Source organism: Paenibacillus sp. FSL R7-0163 (assembly GCF_037969975.1).
GTDB classification, from domain to species: Bacteria; Bacillota; Bacilli; order Paenibacillales; family Paenibacillaceae; genus Paenibacillus_AQ; species Paenibacillus_AQ odorifer.
On record NZ_CP150224.1, the window covers coordinates 3,986,983 to 4,009,039 of the forward strand.

Annotated in this window: 22 protein-coding genes; 13 read left to right on the forward strand and 9 right to left on the reverse strand. The window is 47.4% G+C overall.

Annotated features, from left to right (window positions below):
• Positions 1-65: 65 nt before the first annotated feature.
• The 6 genes from pyk to NST45_RS17830 form a co-directional block, all read right to left on the reverse strand.
• Positions 66-1,484, reverse strand: a complete 1,419-nt coding sequence (gene pyk, locus NST45_RS17805; RefSeq protein ID WP_038569666.1) for a pyruvate kinase — start codon at positions 1,482-1,484, stop codon at positions 66-68.
• A 330-nt stretch (positions 1,485-1,814) separates the two neighbouring features.
• Positions 1,815-2,816 (reverse strand): acetyl-CoA carboxylase carboxyltransferase subunit alpha, encoded by a 1,002-nt coding sequence (locus tag NST45_RS17810; protein WP_036678900.1) that lies wholly within the window; start codon positions 2,814-2,816, stop codon positions 1,815-1,817.
• A 1-nt stretch (position 2,817) separates the two neighbouring features.
• Positions 2,818-3,711 (reverse strand): acetyl-CoA carboxylase, carboxyltransferase subunit beta, encoded by an 894-nt coding sequence (gene accD / locus NST45_RS17815; protein WP_076272458.1) that lies wholly within the window; start codon positions 3,709-3,711, stop codon positions 2,818-2,820.
• A 72-nt stretch (positions 3,712-3,783) separates the two neighbouring features.
• Positions 3,784-3,972 carry a hypothetical protein gene (locus NST45_RS17820; RefSeq protein WP_036678895.1) on the reverse strand — a complete coding sequence of 63 codons (189 nt, stop codon included), beginning with the start codon at positions 3,970-3,972 and terminating at the stop codon, positions 3,784-3,786.
• A 146-nt stretch (positions 3,973-4,118) separates the two neighbouring features.
• Positions 4,119-4,619, reverse strand: coding sequence for a phosphatidylglycerophosphatase A (locus NST45_RS17825; RefSeq protein ID WP_036678892.1), 501 nt, complete (start codon positions 4,617-4,619; stop codon positions 4,119-4,121).
• Between the two features lie 74 nt (positions 4,620-4,693).
• Positions 4,694-8,335 (reverse strand): DNA polymerase III subunit alpha, encoded by a 3,642-nt coding sequence (locus NST45_RS17830; protein WP_076146188.1) that lies wholly within the window; start codon positions 8,333-8,335, stop codon positions 4,694-4,696.
• Positions 8,336-8,476: 141 nt separating this feature from the next.
• On the opposite strand from NST45_RS17830, the gene NST45_RS17835 reads away from it, so the two are divergent.
• The 3 genes from NST45_RS17835 (at position 8,477) to NST45_RS17845 (ending at position 9,710) form a co-directional block, all read left to right on the forward strand.
• The gene (locus tag NST45_RS17835; RefSeq protein ID WP_036678886.1) at positions 8,477-8,800 is read left to right on the forward strand and encodes a YtrH family sporulation protein; all 324 of its coding nucleotides are present in this window, start codon (positions 8,477-8,479) and stop codon (positions 8,798-8,800) included.
• 5 nt (positions 8,801-8,805) lie between these two features.
• The gene (locus NST45_RS17840; RefSeq protein ID WP_038569663.1) at positions 8,806-9,306 is read left to right on the forward strand and encodes a DUF4044 domain-containing protein; all 501 of its coding nucleotides are present in this window, start codon (positions 8,806-8,808) and stop codon (positions 9,304-9,306) included.
• An 83-nt stretch (positions 9,307-9,389) separates the two neighbouring features.
• The gene (locus NST45_RS17845) at positions 9,390-9,710 is read left to right on the forward strand and encodes a YtpI family protein (RefSeq protein WP_036678880.1); all 321 of its coding nucleotides are present in this window, start codon (positions 9,390-9,392) and stop codon (positions 9,708-9,710) included.
• Between the two features lie 124 nt (positions 9,711-9,834).
• On the opposite strand, the gene NST45_RS17850 is transcribed toward NST45_RS17845, so the two are convergent.
• Positions 9,835-11,169 (reverse strand): DRTGG domain-containing protein, encoded by a 1,335-nt coding sequence (locus tag NST45_RS17850; RefSeq protein WP_036678878.1) that lies wholly within the window; start codon positions 11,167-11,169, stop codon positions 9,835-9,837.
• Between the two features lie 300 nt (positions 11,170-11,469).
• Between NST45_RS17850 and NST45_RS17855 the strand changes: the two genes are divergently transcribed.
• The 3 genes from NST45_RS17855 to NST45_RS17865 all read left to right on the forward strand — a co-directional run bounded on the left by NST45_RS17855 (position 11,470) and on the right by NST45_RS17865 (position 13,233).
• Positions 11,470-12,303 (forward strand): hypothetical protein, encoded by an 834-nt coding sequence (locus tag NST45_RS17855; RefSeq protein WP_076224778.1) that lies wholly within the window; start codon positions 11,470-11,472, stop codon positions 12,301-12,303.
• A 104-nt stretch (positions 12,304-12,407) separates the two neighbouring features.
• Positions 12,408-12,629: a hypothetical protein gene (locus NST45_RS17860; protein ID WP_076140868.1), complete on the forward strand. Its 222-nt coding sequence runs from the start codon at positions 12,408-12,410 to the stop codon at positions 12,627-12,629.
• Between the two features lie 64 nt (positions 12,630-12,693).
• On the forward strand, positions 12,694-13,233 hold the full coding sequence (locus NST45_RS17865) for a hypothetical protein (RefSeq protein ID WP_339823372.1): 540 nt from the start codon (positions 12,694-12,696) through the stop codon (positions 13,231-13,233).
• A 190-nt stretch (positions 13,234-13,423) separates the two neighbouring features.
• On the opposite strand, the gene NST45_RS17870 is transcribed toward NST45_RS17865, so the two are convergent.
• The gene (locus NST45_RS17870) at positions 13,424-13,705 is read right to left on the reverse strand and encodes a hypothetical protein (RefSeq protein WP_036683968.1); all 282 of its coding nucleotides are present in this window, start codon (positions 13,703-13,705) and stop codon (positions 13,424-13,426) included.
• A 195-nt stretch (positions 13,706-13,900) separates the two neighbouring features.
• On the opposite strand from NST45_RS17870, the gene NST45_RS17875 reads away from it, so the two are divergent.
• Complete coding sequence (locus NST45_RS17875; protein ID WP_036683971.1) at positions 13,901-14,476, forward strand: hypothetical protein; 576 nt, start codon at positions 13,901-13,903, stop codon at positions 14,474-14,476.
• A 130-nt stretch (positions 14,477-14,606) separates the two neighbouring features.
• On the opposite strand, the gene NST45_RS17880 is transcribed toward NST45_RS17875, so the two are convergent.
• Positions 14,607-14,945, reverse strand: coding sequence for a YlbF family regulator (locus NST45_RS17880; RefSeq protein WP_036683973.1), 339 nt, complete (start codon positions 14,943-14,945; stop codon positions 14,607-14,609).
• Positions 14,946-15,316: 371 nt separating this feature from the next.
• On the opposite strand from NST45_RS17880, the gene NST45_RS17885 reads away from it, so the two are divergent.
• The 6 genes from NST45_RS17885 to NST45_RS17910 are packed head-to-tail and all read left to right on the forward strand — an operon-like array spanning position 15,317 to position 22,001.
• On the forward strand, positions 15,317-16,684 hold the full coding sequence (locus NST45_RS17885; protein ID WP_038569658.1) for a YheC/YheD family protein: 1,368 nt from the start codon (positions 15,317-15,319) through the stop codon (positions 16,682-16,684).
• Between the two features lie 10 nt (positions 16,685-16,694).
• The gene (locus tag NST45_RS17890) at positions 16,695-17,861 is read left to right on the forward strand and encodes a YheC/YheD family protein (protein WP_052096916.1); all 1,167 of its coding nucleotides are present in this window, start codon (positions 16,695-16,697) and stop codon (positions 17,859-17,861) included.
• Entirely contained in the window at positions 17,862-19,235 is a 1,374-nt protein-coding gene (locus NST45_RS17895; protein ID WP_036683976.1) for a YheC/YheD family protein, read from the forward strand.
• On the forward strand, positions 19,232-20,344 hold the full coding sequence (locus NST45_RS17900; RefSeq protein WP_036683979.1) for a YheC/YheD family protein: 1,113 nt from the start codon (positions 19,232-19,234) through the stop codon (positions 20,342-20,344). The genes NST45_RS17895 and NST45_RS17900 overlap by 4 nt, the downstream gene beginning before the upstream one ends.
• 26 nt (positions 20,345-20,370) lie before the next feature.
• Positions 20,371-20,889 (forward strand): GNAT family N-acetyltransferase, encoded by a 519-nt coding sequence (locus NST45_RS17905; RefSeq protein WP_036683981.1) that lies wholly within the window; start codon positions 20,371-20,373, stop codon positions 20,887-20,889.
• Positions 20,871-22,001, forward strand: a complete 1,131-nt coding sequence (locus NST45_RS17910; RefSeq protein ID WP_036683982.1) for a YheC/YheD family protein — start codon at positions 20,871-20,873, stop codon at positions 21,999-22,001. Before NST45_RS17905 ends, NST45_RS17910 begins: the two co-directional genes overlap by 19 nt.
• Positions 22,002-22,057: the final 56 nt, after the last annotated feature.

Below are 22,057 nucleotides of genomic sequence, written 5' to 3' on the forward strand. Positions count from 1 at the left end.
ACAGTTGAGACAACCCTTTAATTAAGCTCTATGGAACCTGTTAAACAGGTGAAGCCAGTCGAAAACTACTCGATTGTGCTTACTTTTACCAAGTTAGTGGAACCAGAACGTCCAAGTGGAATTCCTGCAGTAATCACAACTAGGTCACCAGTTTGAACCAGACCGGAATCCTTACCACCTTTGATTGCTGTTTCCAGCAGCTCATCTGTGGAAGATGCAACTTGTCCGAACACTGGCGTTACGCCCCAAACGAGGGACAATTGACGCATAGTTCTTTCTTGTGTTGTAACGGCAATGATTGGTGCTTTAGGACGGTATTTGGAAACAACGCGTGCAGTATGACCTGTTACAGTCGAAGAAATGATAGCCTTAGCGTTCAGATCCAAAGCAGAAATTGCAACGGATTGGCTGATTGCTTCTGTAACTGTAGTTTCTTGTGCAGTTTGTTGTTTCATGAAGATTTCATGGTGGTTCAGAGCGGATTCCGCTTTCTCAGCAATGCGGGACATTGTAAGTACGGATTCTACTGGATATTTACCAGCAGCAGTTTCTCCGGAAAGCATGATTGCATCTGTTCCATCTAAAATAGCGTTTGCTACGTCACTTGCTTCAGCGCGAGTAGGACGTGGGTTGCGTTGCATGGAATCCAACATTTGTGTAGCTGTGATAACTGGTTTACCAGCAACGTTACATTTTTGAATCATCAATTTTTGAGCCAAAGGTACATCTTCAGCTGGGATTTCAACACCAAGGTCACCACGAGCAACCATCAGGCCGTCAGAAGCTTCTAAAATTTCATCAAGGTTGTCAACACCTTGTTGGTTTTCGATTTTGGAAATGATTTGGATGTGAGAAGCGTTGTTTTTCTCAAGCAGCTCACGAATTTCCTGAACGTCGCTAGCTTTGCGAACGAAGGAAGCGGCGATAAAATCGATGTCCTGTTCGATACCAAAAAGAATATCGTTGGTGTCTTTTTCCGTAATACCCGGCAAGGAGATGTTTACTCCTGGTACGTTAACGCCCTTCTTGCTCTTAATCGTACCACCGTTTACAATACGGGTCTTGATTTCTGTACCTTGAATGTCGACAACTGTCAAACCAATCAGACCGTCATCAATAAGGATTGTGGATCCTACTTGAACATCGTTAGGAAGTTCGCTGTACGTGATGGAAATACGATCTTGATTACCAAGGATCTCTTCCGTAGTCAGTGTCAGGTACTCGTCCTGAACAAGTTCAATCGGTTCTACTTCCAGCTTGCCTGTGCGAATCTCCGGTCCTTTAGTATCGAGCAGGATAGCAACTGTTTTGTTCAGTTCCTTAGATGCTTGACGGATCGTATTGATCCGAGCACCGTGCTCTTCGAAATCGCCGTGGGAGAAATTCAGACGGGCCACATTCATACCAGCCAAAATCAATTTTTTGATATTCTCCAACGATTCACTCGCAGGTCCGATCGTACATACAATTTTACTTTTCCGCATTAGGTTTTCCTCCGTTTTTTCGTTCTCTCTGTCTCACTTTTTCCAACTACAAAATCTACTACAAGGCTAACTAATAAAATAGGAACTTTGTCACATGTGCCTTTAAGTACGCCCTTATGAATATTACTGCAAACCAGACACAAAATCAATGTTGTAGGCACTTTTGGGTGTAACTTTAAGTCGAATTTTCTGTAAACATAAAAAAAATTAAAATAATCCCGTTAGTGGATCGAGATTATTTTAATTCCAATAAATTGTATATTTTACACTATATCCAAAAGACCCACTAAGTATAGCTATATGTCTTAAAGTGCAAATGATTTTGCACTTTTACACTTCTGACTTCACTTCTTCTTCAATGAAAATTTGTTCCTGCTGAGCCTCTGCAAACTCACCAATTTTACGGAATTTACGGTATCGATCATCCTTCAATTCCACTGAGTTCATCTGGGTTAGCTCCTGCAGATGCCGCCATAATGCATCCTTAATCGCCGCTGCCGTTGCTTCGTAATCCCGATGAGCGCCGCCTTTAGGCTCTGGTACGATCTCTTCTATAACTTCCATCTCAAGCAGATCAGCAGCCGTTATCTTCATGGCTTCTGCCGCTTGATCAGCCTTCGAAGCATCCTTCCACAGAATAGAGGCCGCTCCGTTTGGAGATATCGCCGAATAAATGGCATGTTCCAGCATGAGCACTCTATTTCCAACCGCCAATGCCAGGGCGCCACCGCTTCCGCCTTCACCGATGACCACACAGATTACAGGGACACCAAACTGAGACATCTCGCGTAAATTACGGGCAATCGCTTCGGATTGACCTCTTTCCTCGGCTGTGTTGCCTGGGTATGCACCTTTCGTATCCACGAAGGTAATAATGGGACGTTTGAACTTGTCCGCTTGCTGCATCAGACGCAGCGCTTTACGGAAGCCCTCAGGGTGTGCACTGCCGAAGAATCGTAAAATATTCTCTTTGGTGTCTTTACCGCGCTGCTGGCCAATAACTGTAACCGGCAACCCATTTAGTTTACCGATGCCGCCTACAATAGCAAGATCATCCCCAAACATCCGATCACCGTGGAGCTCAATAAAATCTGTGAAGATCTGCCCCATAAGATCAAGGGAAGTCGGACGTCCTTGATGTCTAGCCAAATGCATTTTTTGCGAAGGAGAGATATTAGAATATATTTCTTCCTCCAGCACACGGTATCGCTCTTCCAGCCTAGCTACCTCGTCCGTAAAATCAATACCCTTCTCTTCGCCAAACTGTTTCAGTTCAGCAATCTTCTTGCGCATTTCTACCAGAGGCATTTCAAAAGGCAACTCTCCTGCCAACCTAAAATCCCCCTTTCACGTCATGCAGCTCCAAAATTTTAGTCAATGTAGCGCGCATTTCTTTGCGATGCACGACCATATCAAGCAACCCATGCTGAAGATTAAATTCAGCGGTCTGGAAATCATCCGGAAGCTTCTGGCGAATGGTCTGCTCAATGACTATACGTCCTGCGAAACCAAATACCGCTCCAGGCTCTGCAATAATTATATCACCAAGGCTGGCAAAACTCGCAGATACTCCACCGGTAGTAGGATCCGTAATTATCGAGATGTAAAGACCTCCAACCTCGTTAAAACGAGCCAGCGCAGCGCTGGTCTTCGCCATTTGCATTAGACTAAGAATACTCTCCTGCATTCTCGCTCCACCTGAAGTAGAGAAAATAAGGAGTGGAAGCTGTTGCTCCGTGGCCTCTTCTATCGCACGGGTGATCTTCTCACCTACTACAGAGCCCATACTGCCTGAGAAAAATTCAAAATTCATCACAGCTACGATGACTGGATGGCCACCAATGGAACCCTGACCCGTAATTACGGCTTCAGTTTGTCCAGATTTCAGCTGCTGTTGCTCCACTTTGGAAGCGTAACCCGGAAATTTCAGCGGGTCGATAGAATACATTTCACTGTCAAACTCAATAAAGCCCTCAGGGTCTAATGTCATTGCAATGCGCTCCACAGCATTTAGGCGCAAGTGGTGACCACAAGTAGGACATACCTTTAGGTTCTTCTCTAATTCCTTACTATACTGGATCGTTCCGCATTTATTACATTTGCTCATTAATCCTTCAGGGATTTCACGTTTGGGGCGTTCGCCTTCCGCAGGCCCGCCGCTCCGCTCCAGACGTTCTGAAGGAATAGTCGCGTACTTCCGTTTCTTCTGAAATAAATCTTTGAACACACCCGCACCTCTTCAGCCGTTTATTTGCGTTATGCAGCTTGCCGCTGTCATGACTTTTGTCTTGTAAGAAACTCAGGGATGCAGAATAAGATTAAGGACTTCCTGTACTTCCTCCAGTTCACCTGAAGGAACCAATATCTCAAACTGCTGCTTGGACATATTGATTGGACGGCATTCTACCAAAAAACCTTCTTCTGTTAGCTTACTCTTAATCATATCCGCCACTCTGGCGGTCGGCGCGATATATATTACCGTCCACATGCCCTGCAAGGCCTCCCCAATCTTAATTCCCAGCCGTATCCCGTATAATGGAATTATGATAACACAGTTTTCTTTTTTCCCGCAACAGGAGTAGGGCATAGGAAGCAAGACTGAGGAACTTGTTCAAACGAAATAAAGGGGCTCAATTATTCCTTGTCCGTGCCTAAAGGATATACTTTTGCCCCTTCATGCCGATGAGCAATTCTGGCGGAAGCGGCGGCAGCAATGCCGGCAACAAGGTCATCCAAGAATACATGAATCCTACCTTTATCATCGTTCAGTTCACCAATGATTCCAAGCTTTATTTTGTCCAAATACCCAAAACCTGTCAGTCCGATCATCCCATATACCCCTGTTATACCAAGTGCCAGAGTCTCGTCCGCTCCGTAGAGGGATTCATCAGCCTCCATTACCGCCTGCAGCGGCTGCGGAAGCAGTTTTTTCTCGGCTAATTCATCAAGAGCAACACCTGTCATTAAAGTATACTGCACTTCTCTTTTGCCCAAAACAGACTTGACGCTGGACAGACATTCATCCTTGGTTAAACCAGGATAATAAACCGATTGTAAAATATATACGATTTCAGCAATGGAGGAAAGTGATACACCTCTGCGTTCCAACAGATCTACTGCCATTTGATAGGACATGCTGCGACTCCCCTTTCCGTACAGGGATGTGCCCTGTGGTTTCCTAATGTATGCGGAAAAGGGGAGAATTGTTCTTATTTTATTCTTACCGTACCTGCACCCAGCATAACCTCGATCGCCGCGAAAAGTTCCTCGGACGGCTTAATACGATAATTATCGCTAAGAGCTAGGAGCTTCTGATCCTGTTCATAGAACAGAAGCGTCGCAGCTGGACCGGGATGATTCTGCAGCAGCTCTTTCAGGCGCGACAGCAACGCTGCATTCTCTGAGGCCGGCGTGATCTTGATAAAGACACGCTGGCCTGAGGTCGCCGCTGTTGTTGGCGCGGCCTGTGCAGTTGTTGCAGGCGGCGTTGTGCCGCCTGCTGGCCTGGCAGCCGGACCAGTGGCGGCACCGCTGGTCCGGGAAGCAGGAGCTGCGCCGCGTGGCGGCGCTCCTGCCGAGGCCGAGCGTCCCGCGCTGTACGAGCGGGACGCGGCGGCACTACGGCGCTGCAATAGCCCGCGGAGAGCCTCCGCAGACAGCAGCGCCACTTCCTCGGCCAGCAGCTTGAAGCCTTCGTCTTCCTGCTGCACCTTGGCGCGCAAGGCCAGCAGCGCGCCCTTGGCAATCAAGCTGCGGCTTCGCTTCCACACCTCAGGGAAGAGCACGACCTCGCAGCGCTCGATCTGATCTTCCCATTCGACGAAGGCCATCGATTTTCCTTGCTTCGTCGTAATTTCCTTAACGGATACTACCATTCCGGCCGTAACCGTCTGGCTCTCATCCGCGGCTTCACCAAGATCCATCAGCCGCTGCATACCGGGCTCCTCAAGCAGCTCCGCGCTATCATCAAGCGGATGGCCCGAAAGATATAACCCCAGCAGCTCACGTTCCATCTCCAGCTGCTGGCCAATGGTGAACTTAGGGATATCCGGATAGCGGATTTCCCAGTTCGGTGTCTCCACCAAATCGTCGAACAGCTGGATTTGCAGCTCATCCCGCTCCTTGCGCCATTTCAGCGCAGCGTCAACCGTCTCGTCCAGCATAGCCAGCAGCTGGGCGCGGTGACCCGGCAGACAGTCAAAAGCTCCCGCCTGCAGCAATGATTCCACTACCCGCTTATTGCAGACCCGCAGGTCCACACGTCGACAGAAATCTAGCAGACTGTCGAACGGACGCTCCTTGCGGACCGCCATAATGTTCTCCACTGCCAGCGTGCCGACGTTCTTAATGGCTGCGAGTCCAAAGCGGATATGCCCGGTTCCGGTTCCTTCGCCTGGAACCGGAGTAAACAATACGCCGCTCTCGTTCACATCCGGCGGCAACACGCCGATGCCCGTGCGGCGGCAGTCCAGCACATACTCCGCTACCTTGCGGTGAGTGCCCATTACAGCGGTCAACATAGACGCCATAAACTGCACCGGATAATGTGCCTTGAGATAAGCTGTCTGGAAAGCCAACACTCCGTAAGCCGCGGCATGAGCACGCGGGAAGCCGTAATCGGCAAAGCGCACGATCATATCATAAACAGCATTCGCATCCGTTTCATTATACCCCTGCTGCAAGCTGCCTTGAACAAAATGGCTCCGTTCCTTATCCAGAGTCTCACGTTTTTTCTTAGAGACCGCTCGACGGAGCAGATCCGCTTCTCCTAACGAGAAGCCCGCCATCAGAGAAGCAATCTGCATGATCTGTTCCTGATACACAATGATCCCATAGGTGTCCGCTAAAATAGCCTTCAAATCAGAATGTGGATACTCTACTTCAATCTCACCGTGTTTGCCTGCTATATATTTCGGGATAAATTCCATCGGACCCGGACGATACAGCGCTAGAACCGATACAATATCTTCAAAGCCGTTAGGCTTCAGATCTTTAAGTACTCGTCTAACGCCCGCCGACTCCAGCTGGAAGACCCCTGTTGTCTCACCAGCCCCAAGCATTTCATACGTAGCTGGATCATGATCTGGGATGACACGGAAATCCGGAACACTTCCGCTCATTTCTTTAATCGAATTCATACAGCGTTCGATAATCGACAACGTGCGCAAACCCAGAAAATCCATTTTCAACAGCCCGACGCTCTCCAAATGCTCCATAGAGTATTGGGTTAACGCCGTACTTTCATTACCTTCCTGAAGTGGGACTGCATCGGTCAACGGACCCTTCGAGATAACAACCCCAGCAGCATGTGTCGAAGCATGGCGGGGCATGCCCTCCACCTTCATTGCCATATCCAGCAACCCTTTAATCTTTGGATTGCTATCATACAGTGCTTTAAGATCTGGTGTACTCTCCAGCGCCCTGGCAAGGCTGATCCCTAGTTGACCAGGTATAAGCTTGGCAGCTTTGTCTACCTCGTTATAAGGCAAGTTCAGCACCCTGCCTACATCACGAACGGCAGCCCGTGCAGCCATAGTTCCGAAAGTAATAATTTGCGCCACATGTTCTTTGCCGTATTTCTCCACTACATAACCAATAACCTCATCACGCCGTTCATCGCTAAAATCGATATCAATATCCGGCATGGTGATCCGTTCTGGATTTAGAAAACGTTCAAAGAGCAAGTTATATTTCAAGGGGTCCACGTCAGTTATTCGCAAAGCGTATGCGGTGAGACTACCCGCGGAAGATCCCCGTCCGGGTCCCGTAGCAATTCCCTGACGATGACAATAAGCAATAAAATCCCACACAATTAGAAAATAATCGCTGAAGCCCATACTCTCGATAACGCCCAGCTCATAGGTGAGACGCTTCTCAGCCGTCTCTCTTTGCTCAGGTGTAGCCCATTGCGGTGTATCTATATATCGTTTCTCCATCCCCTTCCAGCACAGCTCACGCAAATAAGCAGCGGAATCCATGCCTTCAGGGAGCGGAGAATAGGCAGGCAGAATATGATTGCCGAAGGTAAGCTCCAAATTACATTTTTCTGCGATCAATAAGGTATTGGCGATAGCCTGCGGCACATGCGGAAACAATGCCGCCATTTGCTCGCTGCTTTTTAGAAACAGCTGATCTGTTCCGATCTTGAGACGTTCCTCATCATCCACCGTTTTGCCTGTTCCGATGCAGATCAGCACATCCTGAACCTCAGCATCTTCCTTCGCCAAATAATGGACATCATTCGTCACCACAAGTGGAATTTCACATTCCCCGGCAAGGGCGATCAGCTTGGGATTCACTCTCTTTTGCTCGGAGATCCCGTGGTCTTGGAGCTCCAGATAGAAATCTTCGCCAAAAATCGCCTTATATCGCAGCGCAGCCTTTCGCGCCTCCTCATCACGACCATGCAGCAGATGCTGCGGCACTTCTCCGCCCAGACAAGCACTAAGGCAGATAATCCCCTCTGAATGAGCTGCCAACACTTCCATATCGATCCGGGGTTTATAATGATGGCCTTCCAGATGGCCGATAGAGATCAGCTTCATCAGGTTCTTGTAGCCGGTTTCATTCTTGACGAGCAGAATCAAGTGGTAGATCGGTTGATCTTTTCGACTGCCCCGCTCACGGCGTGAACCCGCGGTTAAATAAGCTTCACAGCCAATAATCGGCTTGATTCCATTCTCTTTACACGCTTTATAAAAGGGGATGGCCCCGTACATCACTCCATGATCCGTAAGCGCCAGCGACTTCATGCCGTATTCGCCGGCCCGGCGCACGAGATCGGTAATGCGCGCCGCCCCGTCCAGTAAACTGTATTCGCTGTGCACATGCAAATGCACGAAAGGGCTCATAACCCCACTTCCTCTCTACTGCAAAAATCAAACATAAGATGAAACTATTTTATCATATTAAAGGGGGACCCGCCCATACAATGGATTAAGAGCATAAGGACAGGCAAAGCTTGTAAATGCCTCGTCCGGGAAGGGGCCTGTATGAGCATTTTTATGAGCAAAGCTATCCTCGACTTCTTTATCGCCTTCGGCATCGTGCTTGGCGGAGCTATGCTCGGCGGAATCGGCGCCGTTGTATCCCTGCAACCGCCGACGCAAACGATGCTGGATGTGGCAGATCGGATTAAAATATGGGCACTAGCAGCCGCTGTAGGAGGTACTATGGACCCCTTACGGGTCATTGAAAGCAACATGATTGGAGGCAACCTCTCCCCCGCCATCAAACAAATCATGTATCTTGCCTTCGCTTTTCTAGGAGCCCATATGGGCAGTGAGCTAGTAAAATGGGTGTGCGGCAGGGGGTAACGCCAGTGAGAGTTCCACCATTCAGTCGTTTTCGCAGATTCACCCAGATCTCCGCTATATTCATGCTAGGGATCGTCGTAGGAGCTGTCATATACAATGCTATTTACCATGTAGGATATAACGTATTATGGCTGCATAATCAAGATCTGCGTGTACAGATCGAGCAATATCAAAAAGATATTCAGACACTCAAAAAATACAATAATACCTCAACCGTAATCAGAGAAATCAAAATTCGATCGGAGGAAAGCAAATCCAAAGAAGATACCCCACTTGACCCCGTAACTGTAAAATTAATCATAAGCCAAATGGGCTCAGATCTGGAACCGATGCGCGGCCGCAGCATGTTCGATATTGATACAGACAGTAAACTGGTTAGACTGCTGTTGGATGGAAAGCTATACATTGTGCGTGACAAGGAATACTCTGTCAAAATCCGAACCATGCTCGTCATGGAAGGCGTCCTGCAAATCTGGGTAGAAATCAGTCCTTTTAAGCGCAGCTGACAGCCATCGTGTGATACAATAATGGACAGACGTGGAAATTACTTCTTGGCTACTGCAAGACACGATAAAGGAGCTGGCTGTCCATGGTTTTATTTATCAAGTATTTATTGTTTATCCTGCTGGTGATCTTTGTAATCGGTGCCGCTGTGTTCAGCATATCCTCCCGCCGTGCCTTAAATCCCCAAGATAAAGGGCTGAAACGCTCCGTCATGAATGTGATGCTCGGTGCTATGCTCGTAACGCTATCCTTGATATCCATGTTTTTGTTTCGCGGCTCTACCGTTAATATTATTGTTGAAGCTGCCTTTCTGCTGATTGGTGCGTTCAACATCTTCTCGGGTCTACGCAGCTATAGTTTTTACAGCCGTAGCCGCAGCCAGGAACAACACCAGTCAAAAGCCTAGCTGCTGCTCTGACGGAATAGGAAAAGAATAAAATAGACTCCCCTCTCAATCAATGATGAGGGCAGTCTATTTAGCATGTATACGATCCTATTTACCGGATGCTATCCAGCTAGCAAACCATTCTTTAGCCATGATCAATGGATTGCAGCATCAGAACAGCTTTGGCTACCAGAGTATCCGAGTGGCTGATCTCAATCTCAAGCTTACAGGTACGGCGGCTGATTTCGAGCAGTCTCGGCATTACAATGATCGCGTGTTCGATCTGTACCGGTCGGATAAAATAAGTGGACATATTATCTAGTACATAATCATTTCCTGTGATATCCTTAGCTGCTTTAAATGCCGAAAGCGTCATAAGCGTAGACAATATTCCTTCAGAAATCGTCCCAAGATCCGTGGCCATCTGCGGCGTAATAAAGCCATGGAAGAACAATCGTCCCTCTTCGTCCCGCTCATCCGCAAAACCATTCCAAATGAGATGATCAAAAGTCTCTCCCAACTGAGGTTGGTTCCGAACATCGCGTAAGCTTTGCAGCACTTCTTTACGGGTTAGGGAGCCTACCAGTTTGCGGTTACGGTCCACTATGGGCAGAAAATCCACGCCTTCCCACATCATGATCTGGGCCGCGGAGGCTAGTGAGGTTTGCAGTGCAGCCGTAACCGGACTGCGAATCATCGCTTTTTCAATGATCTGCCCTTCCGTCAATTCCTCTACATCACGGCGACCGATAATGCCAATGACTCGGTTCCATTCATCCGTAACGGGAAAGCGCTGCTCTCCAGTTTCCTCAGAAACCTGTCGTAGCTCGCCGACGGTGCTAGAGATTTTTAACGTATTCAGGCGCGGTTTGCTGTCGATAATATCCTCTACCAGCATAATTTTTTTCTTTATCAATCTATCAAAAATAGCACGGTTAATCATTGAAGCGACGGTAAACGTGTCATGTCTCGAAGAAATAATGGGAAGATCCAGCTCGTCTGCCAATGCCTTCACTTCACGGCTCGTCCCGAAGCCCCCTGTCACCAGAACCCCTGCACCCTGCTCCAGCGCCAGAGAGTGAACATCATCACGGTTACCCACAATCAACAGACTGTCAGCGTCTATATAACGGATCATCGCATCGACCTTCATCGCCCCGATCACGTATTTATGCAGATGTTTATTTAGTCCACTTGCCCCGCCAAGCACATGCCCTTCAACAATATCAACTACATCGCCAAACGTCAGCTGCTCTGAAATGTTCCGAGGTTTCTTTTCTACACGAACTGTACCAATCCGTTCCTTCGTGATGACTATCCCGAGATTCTCAGCTTCCTTCACTGCACGGTAAGCAGTCCCTTCGCTGACTAACATTTCTTTGGCGAGCTTGCGAACAGATATTTTGGTACCTACCTTAAGACTTTCAATATGCTGCAGCAGTTGCTCGTGTTTAGTAATCGCATCGCCTTGACCTTCCAACTGTTACACCCCCATGCTCCGATCTGTACTATACTGTACCTATTATACAACGATAGAATGGCTCAGTACAACCGATTCATAAGCTTCGGATTCGAATTTCACTCTCCTTACACAATCTACGATTAAGGTAGGTATTGCCACATAGCAAGTTTGAAAACCACCTTAAAATCGAATTTTTTGAAACTGAATATCTCTGATGCGTTTTAAGCTGACCTTAAAAATTCGCTGCCTTTATTTAGCAACCTTTTCCTCTTTTTTATAGTCTGAGAATTAATGAATGTGTAAAGGAGCATTGAAGATATGAACAAGACCGCTTTATTACTACTTACCCTTACTTTGCTTTTCATAGGACTGGTCAGCTGTGGAAATACGGGAAACGAAATAAAACAAGCAGACCAGATAGAGCTGGATGCAAATAATATAGTTTCTATCAACTTAATTGAAAGAAAACAGCCAACGACGACTATTTCTGATACATCCTCCTTTGAACGTTTCGTTCAAGCCATAACTACTGCTGAATATGATAGAGGACAACTAGATATTGCTCCCAGCGATTACAGAACCACTGTGAACATGAAGGATGGCATAAGTTATGAATTCTCTTTTTGGATCGTCGGAAGTAACAATGGGTTACTCATTAAATCAGGACAAATGGGCCACTATCGCCTGTCAGATACCAGCAAAAAGGATCTATTGGACTTGTTTCAATCAACTTTTAATGAAGATAAGAATTCATCAGAAGACACTGTTAACCCACAGCCCCCAAGCGTTCAAGTTACTGTTGGCGGTGAACAGTTCGAGGCTATTCAAGGCTCTTATTGCTGGAACGACAATGGCAAAGGCGTATGTGTGGATATAGCTTCTAACGTTGAGCTGGTTTCCATACAGAAGGTACATCCCAAAGCCATCAGCGGTGATCAGGTAGAACTCGAATTCTCATATGCACCCAAGGAGATGGAGGTTATGGCTTCATTTCCTGGTGAGGAACGACCGGACGAAGCCCTTTCCGTGGACAAAAACAGTTTTCAACTCGCAGCAGGTAGCGGCAGACACCTATATATCATCCATGCAAGATGGCCTCAGGGAAGCGCCAGTTATGTATTTGAAGTTCAATGCTCGGTCAGTAAAAAGTAATCGGATTGTTTTTGCTTAACACGTGGATGGGATGGTCGGATGATGGTAGGATGATGGTAGGATGGTAGGATGGTAGGATGGTAGGATGGTAGGATGGTAGGATTATGTCCATCCTCTCTACGATCAGGAAAAAAGTTTATACTATCGACGTGAAAGGAGCTGAGCTTATGCAATTTCTTTTTATACTCGCGGTCCTCGTTCCTGCAGTGTGGTATTACGCGGCTCTTGGTAAACGGATATCTGCCGAAGAAAAGAAGGCTGGAAGAGATCTCACCAATGAGAAAATAACATTTAACCCCCTGCAAGCAATACAGGGGGCATATTAAAGCCCACTGGCTTAGGCTAGTGGGCTTTTTCGTATGAGTGTGTCTTTTTTGTATGCCTCTTTGTGTGACTTTTACGCTTTGCGCGGCATTCTACGGTATTTATACCTCTCTTTTGGCTACTTTTACGATTTGCGCGGCATTCTACGGTATTTATACCTCTCTTTTGGCTACTTTTACGATTTGCCCGGCATTCTACGGTATTTATACTTCTCTTTTGGCTACTTTTGCGTTTTGCCCGGCATTCTACGGTATTTATACCTTTCTTTTGGCTACTTTGGTATTTTGCGCGGCATTCTACGGTATTTATACCTTTCTTTTGGCTACTTTGGTGTTTTGCCCGGCATTCTACGGTATTTATACCTTTCTTTTGGCTACTTTGGTGTTTTGCCCGGCATTCTACGGTATTTATACCTTTCTTTTGGCTACTTTGGTGTTTTGCCCGGCATTCTACGGTATTTATACCTTTCTTTTGGCTACTTTGGTGTTTTGCCCGGCATTCTACGGTATTTATACTTCTCTTTTCACGACTTTTGCGTTTTGCCCGGCATTCTACGGTATTTATACCTTTCTTTTGGCTACTTTGGTGTTTTGCGCGGCATTCTAAGGCATTTATACTTCTCTTTTAGCTACTTCTACGCTTTCCGCGGCATTCTACGGTATTTATACTTCTCTTTTGGCTACTTTTACGATTTGCGCGGCATTCTAAGGCACTTATGCCTCTCTTTGCACGACTGCCGTGCTTTTCGAGAGACCTGAAGCTAATCTAGCTTTTTTAGTAATCGACCCCAACTCTATTATCTTTGCGAAACTCTAGTTTCTTCATTCCACTTTGTCTGCCATTGCTCCAGCTTTGCTTTTCGCACAGCTTCCAAACGTTTGGTCTTTTCCTCATCAACCCCGATAATAAAATGCAGATGTGCCGCAATGACCATAAACGCAAAAAGTGACCAGACGACTCCAAAACCAAACACCCAACTCGGTCCATTCGCAAGCGAAAGCTTCGGCAGTGCATACAAAAGCATGGCCAACGCCAGCAAGAGATAGACACCGTGTTTGAACTTGTTTCTTTTTCTCATTAATAACAGCTCCTTCGTAGACAGGATATTCGATTGAATCTATATCTCTACTCTATGAACATGAGGCCCGTAATATGAGACAAGTCCATTAAAAAATATAACCTTTTCAAAATTATGTATAAAAGGTTAGCATTTATATAGCAAGAGACGCTTATATATGAGATGATGATTTCATTTAGGGGAGGCGTTTTTGAATTGAATGCAGCTTATAATCATACCGAATACATAATTCGCAAAAAAGTATTTTCGATCATGGGTGCGAAACTTCATATTTTTGACAGCTCTGAGCAGCTTGTGCTCTATTCACAAATGAAAGCGTTCAAGCTTAAAGAAGACATTGCACTTTATACGGATGAATCTATGCAGAAGGAGCTTCTGCGCATAAAAGCCCGTAGCGTCGTCGATTTTAGCGCTACTTATGATGTACACGATACAGAGTCCGGTGAGCATATTGGTGCTTTTCGCCGTAAGGGTCTCAAATCTATTTTGAAGGATGAATGGATTATTCTTGACCGTCATGATCAGGAAATCGGAAAAATCAAGGAAGACAGCACCGCGATGGCTTTACTGCGCCGCTTCATCGCTATTATTCCGCAGAAATATAATATCGAGATGGATGATACTACGATCCCTGCCTTCAAGCAAAATTTCAATCCATTTGTCACCAAAATTATGGCTGACTTCTCGGAGGATCGAAAAGGCAAGCTTGATCGCCGCTTAGGTTTGGCAGCTGGTATTCTTCTCTGCGCAGTCGAAGGTAAACAAGATTAGTTGAGGTTGAGGTTGAGGTTGAGGTCGAGCTTGAGCTTAGGCTAGCCATATAGTCACAGCCACAAGAAAGAGGGTGCTTCCAGAGCCATCGGCTTCGGGAACACCCTCTTTTGATTTTCATTGCTGAAATTTATTCACCGTACAATTGGGACAAACTCTCGGTGATAATTTTATTTACATCCTCGATTACAACGCTCAGACGGCGTTCCGCATCGAACAGACGACGAATGCCAAGATTCAAATTAAGCACCTCGAACAGCTTCTCCATCTTTTCCATTTCTTCTTGTGGAGGCATTTCTCCGCTCATCATCCGTTGTTGCAGCTCCATCTGACCTTGGCGGAAATTGTCCAGCATCGCTTTCGCTTCAGGATCCGTTTCTACGACCTTCATGGCATTTCTGATGTCCGATACCTCGCTGCTCTCTTTAATGGCTTTCGCCAGTTCATGTGCTTTGTCGTGAATGCTCATTATGATTCCTCCTAAAAGTTTTGTTAGCGTACACTCCTCAGATCGTCTTCGTGCAAAACTCACTTCGGAAGCTTACGCTTAGGTTTTGTAACAGCTGCTTCCTGAATCTACTCTGCTCTAAAAACTCACTCCGAAAACATACGCTTAAGTTTTGTTAGCAGCCGCTTCCTGAATCCACGCTGCTTTAGTTTCCAATATTCGCTCATTCCATACTTGTTTCGCTTCTTGGGCCGAGCTTATGAAATGACTGGGCAAGGTTTTTAGCGATTAGGTCAATCACCAAGGGTCATCTGTCTCCATATGATGAATGATATGTAACCCTTAGCTACCAAATTGCCGGCATCATGCTGCCTACCGGAAGGAGATCCACGATGTCCCAATTCAAGATCCCGGTCCATACGGTCAACTCGGGCATCCTGCAGGAAAACGCTATAATGCTTGGCGAAAAATCCATGAAAAGACTCAAAATCCCGTCTCACGGAACACTCCAGCTGGCATTCGGCTCTTTCCGGCAGGAGGTTACCATTATCTCGGCTCCCAAATCCGACATCCTGCGTGTAAGCGAAGGACTGGCGCGGCGGACCGGATGGAAACACCGACAAACCCTCAACGTTTCTTACAGCTCTGTAAGCCGCACCTTGCGGCTTGGACCGTTGATCGGCGTGCTCGTCAGTCGTGACCATCCAGATAATCTCGACAGGTTGTTTGGACCCATTACCATGTTCTGCCGGGAATTGACAAATGCCTGCCACACACAAGGCGCCTATGTATATTTCTTTACCCCGGAAGCGCTGGAAACACGCAGTTCTTCCATTCAGGGCTGGGTATACAACGAGGGTTGGAGAAAAATGAGTCTGCCCATTGCCGATGTAATCAACAATCGGTTAACGACGCGAAAGGTGGAGAATAAACCTAGCGTACAGCATTTTTTGGCGGATGTAAAATCGCGATATGGAACGCATTTCTTCAACGAAAAATTTCTTGACAAGACAGAGGTATTTGAAGCTTTAGCGCAAGACCCTTCCCTGCAGCGGTATTTACCTGAATCGCATGCGTTGAACGGCTTTGCCGTAATGAAGAAGATGTGCAGCCATTACCCAAGTGTATTTTTGAAACCTGTACGAGGCAGTCTCGGCAAAGGCATACTTCGTATCTCTAAAGAAGAAGGCGGAGGTTACCGTCTATTGTCTACTACCTCCATAGGTACACGCAAGCAAAGCTACACCACTCTCGCTAAATTGTACCAGTCCATCGCTCCCAAAATGAAGACCACTCGATACCAGATTCAGCAGGGATTGCCTTTGATGGAGCTAGGAAGGCGACCTGTAGATTTCCGGGCACTTGTTCAGAAGAATGGCAGCGGAAAATGGGGAGTTACCTCCATTGTCGCCCGCACCGCCGGAAGCAATCACTTCGTGTCTAATTTAGCTAGAGGTGGCAGTCTCAGCACAGTGAAAGAAGCGATTAGCAAGAGCAGTCTTCCTCCGGGCGCAAAAGAAAACGTTCAGCTTCAGCTGCCCAGAGCAGCACTTGCCATTGCAAGAGGGGTCGAAACCTTTATCCCCGCTCATTTCGGAGAGCTCGGAATCGATCTGGCACTGGATCAATCAGGACGAATATGGCTCTTAGAGGTTAACTCCAAGCCCTCCAAGAACGATAATACACCGTTAAACGATCAAAAAATAAGACCGTCCGTCAAGCAAATGATTTTATATTGCCGCTACTTGGCCGGTTTATAAGGAGGACACGATGACTGAAAAAGAAGTGGGGTTCCTCGGCATTATGACAGGCCGCCGCAACGGGAATCCACCGATCGCCGAGCCAGAGTTTTGCAGTCATTTATGCCGGGCAGCTCCTCTATACAGCCTAAAAGTCCTCGTATTTCATCCAGACGGAGTAGCGGCAGACGGTTCCTCCATTACCGGCTATACCTGGAAAGATGGAAGCTGGCAGAATACCACTTCTTCACCGCCAGATATTGTCTATAATCGCTGTTTTCACGAAGGTCCGAAAGAAAGAAAAGAAGCTTCCGCTGCACTTTCTTCTCTTCATCGTTCTCTACCTTGGTCTCGAGGTTTGCCAGATAAATGGGGTGTACATGAGATATTGAAGCGCGACCGGAGAGCAGCGGCAATACTGCCGGAAACTGTACTCTATACCGGTACCCGCAGGTTAAGTACAATGCTTGCTGAAAGAGAATATGGAGTTTTTCTAAAGCCCAAGGCCGGCACCCATGGCAAACGTACATTACATTCCATACTGCAGAACAGAGGCATGAGAGTACGAGGGCGTGACGGAACAAATACACCATTTCAATATGTTTTCGACTCACAGGCTGAAGGACTGAACTGGATTCATGAATTTATCGGCTCACGCCGCTATATTATACAGCCTTTCCTGCACCTAACTAATAGTAAGGGGCAACCGTTCGATGTGCGTGTATTGATGCAAAAGAATGGCCTTGGCCGCTGGACTCTTACCGGCATGGCCGTACGGCTGGGTAACCAAGGTTCGCTGACTTCGAACCTGCATGGCGGCGGAACAGCTGTTTCTCCCCTGCCTTTTTTGCTTGCAGAATATGGTCAGGGTGGAAAAGACATCATGCGTGAGCTTGCTGCAGAAGCTGCATACTTGCCTCCACTACTGGAGGCTGCATGCGGCAGGCTTGGAGAACTCGGCCTTGATTTCGGTATTGATTCGAGCGGTCGGATTCATTTACTAGAAGCAAATTCCAAGCCAGGGCGCACGGTATTCCGGCTGACGGGCGACCGCCGGGCTGCTAAGCTCGCCGCCGAGAATCCACTGTCTTATGCGCGCCATCTACTGCTCACACAACGACGGATACCATCCCTATCTACGGACAGCTCCGTTACAAACGGGAGAATGATAACAATGGTTCCTAAGGAGGATTCATAAATGAGTCTCACTTTTTGCAATGTGCATTTCACTAAGCAGCCCCAAAGAGTTGTATATGTATCAGGTGCACTGATGAAAAGCTTGAAGTTAACCGGGAAAAAAAATATACGCTTAAGGCTCGGTAAAGATGCCACCCCGACCATGATCAAGCCCATCAAGCGCGCCGGAAATCACCTATATCTCGCCTCAGGCGTAAAAAGCGCTATCAAGGTTCCGAAATCAGGCGGTGTCTATTTACGCAATCTACAGAATGACGAGGTGCAGCTAGGACCTTTAGTTGGCATATTGTCCGATGGTCCTGCTTCCTCGTCTCAGCCTTTCGGTTCTCGCACAGGGTTCATCAAGCAATTACTGCGGGAAGGCAGCAACAAATGTTATATATTTGCCTTTATGCCGCGTGACATCAACTGGCAACAGGAACAGGTCTATGGATATTTTTTGACTTCAAGCGGTAAGTTTGAACGAAAAATGGTCCCTCTGCCTGATGTTGTCTATAATCGATTGCCCAGTCGGAGAGCTGAGACCTCACCCTATATCAACCAACTTCGCGAACGATTTATGCGGAAAAGAATTCCATACTTTAACTGGAGCTTTTTCAATAAATCCGATATCTATAAGCTTTTAGAAAATGATGGGGCGGCAAATCGTTACGTACCTGAAACCCACAGCAATCCGTCCACGGAAAAAATGAGAGAAATGCTGGATCACCATCATTTTGTATACTATAAACCTTCTGCGGGAAGTCTGGGTCACGGAATTTATCGGCTTACCTATCTCCCGAAAAAGGGGTATTTTGCCCGCTACCGCCGCGGTGGAAAAAACGTTCTTTTACGCTTTACCACCTTTGAAGCCCTTATGCGTATGCTTCGTTCGCGTCACGGTCAAAATCTGCAAAATTATATAGTTCAGCAGGGAATACGCCTCATTGAAATAGATGGCTGCCCGATTGATTTCCGGTTCCATATGCATAAAAACGGCAGTAATCAGTGGATTGTAGTCGGCATAGGCGCTAAAAAAGCCGGCCGTGGCAGTGTCACCACTCACCTTAAAAATGGAGGAGCATTGCTTACACCTCAGCAAGCACTCGGACGTGTATTCGGCGCAAGAGCTGACGAAGTACTGCAGCGTGCAAAGACTACAGCCATCAAGCTGGCAGAATCACTAGAAGTCCAGCATCGTCATTTGCTCGGTGAAATTGGCTTTGATCTCGGAATTGATCAGGATGAAGACATCTGGATGTTCGAGGCCAACGCCAAACCAGGTCGTTCCATCTTCCGTCACCCTTCCCTGCGCGCTGAGGGCAAAGCTTCCATCGAGCACATTCTGGAGCATTGTCTATACCTCAGCAAATTCCGCAGGAGGGATGAGATGTGAGCACCCATAATCCGGAAGATACAAAACCTGTTATTGCCATACTGACCACCAGCGATAAAGTACGGCAATTTAATGGCAACCGCAGCAACTTCCGGGACATTATTCGCACAGGCAAAGAAATGGGATTTCTTGTCTACGTCGTCACTGTCCGTGACCTCAAGCTTGAGGAACGGATGGTGAACGGATATGTCCCATCGTCCAGCGGTAAAATCTGGTACAGCATTCCTGTACCTCTTCCACAAATCATTTATAACCGAATTCCCACCCGTGAGGATGAGGAAAAACCTGCTGTGGTACGTAAAATAGCTCAATGCCTGGAACATCCAGGCATTAAGCTATATAATCCATATTTTTTCAATAAATGGAGTCTATTCGAATGGTTAAGGGGTTCGCACTCCACCTCAAAGCATGTTCCAAAAACGAGACGATTACGCAGTGCAAACACCCTTACTGCCATGCTGAACCAGCATACCAGCCTCTACCTTAAACCAGAGAACGGCAAAGCAGGAAAAGGAATTATGCGCCTGAAATATCGTGCAGATACCGCTTTGCCTTACCGGCTTCAAATTCAAAGCGGCAAAAAAAATGTGACGTACAAAGCAGCTTCCATGGACCGGCTCTGGGCAAGAATCGGAAAAGAAAAAGGAATCTCTCGTTATATTGTGCAGCAGGCTATTGAACTGGCGACTCATCGGGGAAGACCGTTTGATCTGCGGGTGCTGCTGCAAAAAAACAGCAGAGGCGGCTGGGGAGTGACCGGCATAGGCGCACGCCTCGCCGGTGCCCGAAGTATAACGACACATGTACCACGCGGCGGTAGTATTGAAGAGCCTGCCAGCATGCTGGAAAGTACATTTGGAACCGAAAGAGCAGCCATGATCCTGAAGAGCGTGCCTACAACCGCCCTTCTTATCGCTAGACAAATCGAAAGAGCTTCTGACTCTATGCTCGGAGAGATGTCGATGGATCTGGGTGTAGATGAGAACGGGGGACTCTGGTTCTTTGAGGCCAACTCCCGGCCGATGAAATTTGATGAACCCGCGATCCGCAAGCTGTCCCTAGAGCGAATCTTTCACTACGGCCAGCACTTAGCGCGCCAGTTTAAATAGAAATCATTAAAAGGATGTGACACAGCATGCAGATATCCTCCATCTATGACACAAATGCCAAACAGTGGAAATCACGGCTGGCTGGACTGCTTGAGTTTATAAGAGCGCATGGGGAGAAGCGAATCACAAACCAAGCTTGCAAAGTACTGGCCCGTTTAACACCGGATCAGTTGTCAGAGCCGGGTATCTCGCTGCTTGTCGCCACCGTACGCGGTCAGAATGGGCGCCAGCTCGCAGGAGTCAGCTTCGTATCCGGTTTCGGTGCAGAAGCCTGTCTTGTCGCTGTGCACCCCTTCTACCGGAATAGACACACCGGCACTGCCTTAATGGCTGCCCAGCTGAAACGCCTCGGGCATCTGCAATGCAGTGTTGCCTGTGACAATACAGCTAGCCTAAAGATGTGCTTCAATATCGGCCTTGCTGCCGACACACTTACCACTGGTCCTACCGGCAAGCCAACATTACTGCTCCGGTCACCCCATCATACCGGCAGCACTACTAATTCTCCACAAGAAGGTGAACTCCTGTGCCAGAGCCCGTCTTAGGCATTCTTACTTTATATATTAACGAAGCCAAGCAGCTTGAAGAAAAGGCCGTGTACCGGAGAATGATCGTCGAGGGCAAACGAATTGGCTTGGATGTCTTTGTTTTCACCCCCATGGATGTTCATCCCAGTAAAGAGCAGATCCATGCCCTTGTCTTTGATCCCAAGAGCGGAAAATGGTCACGCAAATGGCGTTCTTTTCCGAACATGATTTATGACCGTTGCCGTATTCAGCGCAGCTCACGCTTTCAGCAACTGCTTCGTTTCCGAGAACGCTACAATCATCTGTTATTTCTGAATCGTCCACTGCGCAACAAATGGACCATTCACCAAACATTCTCACAAAAAAGCCGTTTCCGGCAACATATGCCAGAAACTTTACTCTATCAGTCCTCTGCCGACCTGCGCCGGATGCTGAAAACCAATTCAGTAGTCTATATCAAGCCGGCAAACGGCACAGGTGGACGTGGCATCCTCAGAATTGAGAGAATGAAGAATGGGCGTGGGGTATATGATATTCAAGGCCGTCGCCAGGATCGCCGAATCATTCCCACACGTAAAGTCTCTTCTACTCGGCTGGATTCCATCGTACGGCAATGGTGCATCGGCGGACGTTTCCTTATCCAACAAGGGATTCCATTACGTCTGCCGGGCGGACGTTTCCATGATTACCGGATGCTCGTTCAAAAGAATGGGCAAGGTGTCTGGGAACTCACAGGTATGGCAGCACGGGTCGGTGCAGCGCGGAGTGTAACCTCCAATCTTCATGGCGGTGGTCATGCCGTTCGAGCGGAAACACTGCTGAAGGAATGGCTGGGTAGTCAGGATAAAACCGATAAGGTCATGAAGACTGCCGAGAGGTTAGGCCTTGATGCCGCAGCCTTCCTGGAAGAAAGTTACGGAGCCTTATGTGAGCTTGCATTGGACCTCGCCATTGATCGCGAAGGGAAAATTTACGTGCTGGAGGTTAATCCAAAGCCCGCCCGTGAAGTGTTCGCAAGATCAGGTGACGGAACCACATACCGCAAAGCCCTTATTCGCCCTCTGGAATACGCGCTGTGGCTCTACAATAACAAAGGAACCCCCAGCACAGCTAAAACGACTGAGGAATAAAAATTATCTTAATAGTCATCAAAAAAAGACGCCCCTAGCTCGTATTAATACGAAGC

Excerpts from the sequence above, each read along its gene's own strand:
- pyk (WP_038569666.1), bottom strand. The coding sequence starts at position 1,484 with ATGCGGAAAAGTAAAATTGTATGTACGATCGGACCTGCGAGTGAATCG.
- NST45_RS17820 (WP_036678895.1), bottom strand. The coding sequence starts at position 3,972 with ATGTGGACGGTAATATATATCGCGCCGACCGCCAGAGTGGCGGATATG.
- NST45_RS17825 (WP_036678892.1), bottom strand. The coding sequence starts at position 4,619 with ATGTCCTATCAAATGGCAGTAGATCTGTTGGAACGCAGAGGTGTATCA.
- NST45_RS17830 (WP_076146188.1), bottom strand. The coding sequence starts at position 8,335 with ATGAGCCCTTTCGTGCATTTGCATGTGCACAGCGAATACAGTTTACTG.
- NST45_RS17835 (WP_036678886.1), top strand. The coding sequence starts at position 8,477 with ATGAGCATTTTTATGAGCAAAGCTATCCTCGACTTCTTTATCGCCTTC.
- NST45_RS17845 (WP_036678880.1), top strand. The coding sequence starts at position 9,390 with ATGGTTTTATTTATCAAGTATTTATTGTTTATCCTGCTGGTGATCTTT.
- NST45_RS17855 (WP_076224778.1), top strand. The coding sequence starts at position 11,470 with ATGAACAAGACCGCTTTATTACTACTTACCCTTACTTTGCTTTTCATA.
- NST45_RS17860 (WP_076140868.1), top strand. The coding sequence starts at position 12,408 with ATGTCCATCCTCTCTACGATCAGGAAAAAAGTTTATACTATCGACGTG.
- NST45_RS17870 (WP_036683968.1), bottom strand. The coding sequence starts at position 13,705 with ATGAGAAAAAGAAACAAGTTCAAACACGGTGTCTATCTCTTGCTGGCG.
- NST45_RS17880 (WP_036683973.1), bottom strand. The coding sequence starts at position 14,945 with ATGAGCATTCACGACAAAGCACATGAACTGGCGAAAGCCATTAAAGAG.
- NST45_RS17885 (WP_038569658.1), top strand. The coding sequence starts at position 15,317 with ATGTCCCAATTCAAGATCCCGGTCCATACGGTCAACTCGGGCATCCTG.
- NST45_RS17890 (WP_052096916.1), top strand. The coding sequence starts at position 16,695 with ATGACTGAAAAAGAAGTGGGGTTCCTCGGCATTATGACAGGCCGCCGC.
- NST45_RS17895 (WP_036683976.1), top strand. The coding sequence starts at position 17,862 with ATGAGTCTCACTTTTTGCAATGTGCATTTCACTAAGCAGCCCCAAAGA.
- NST45_RS17905 (WP_036683981.1), top strand. The coding sequence starts at position 20,371 with ATGCAGATATCCTCCATCTATGACACAAATGCCAAACAGTGGAAATCA.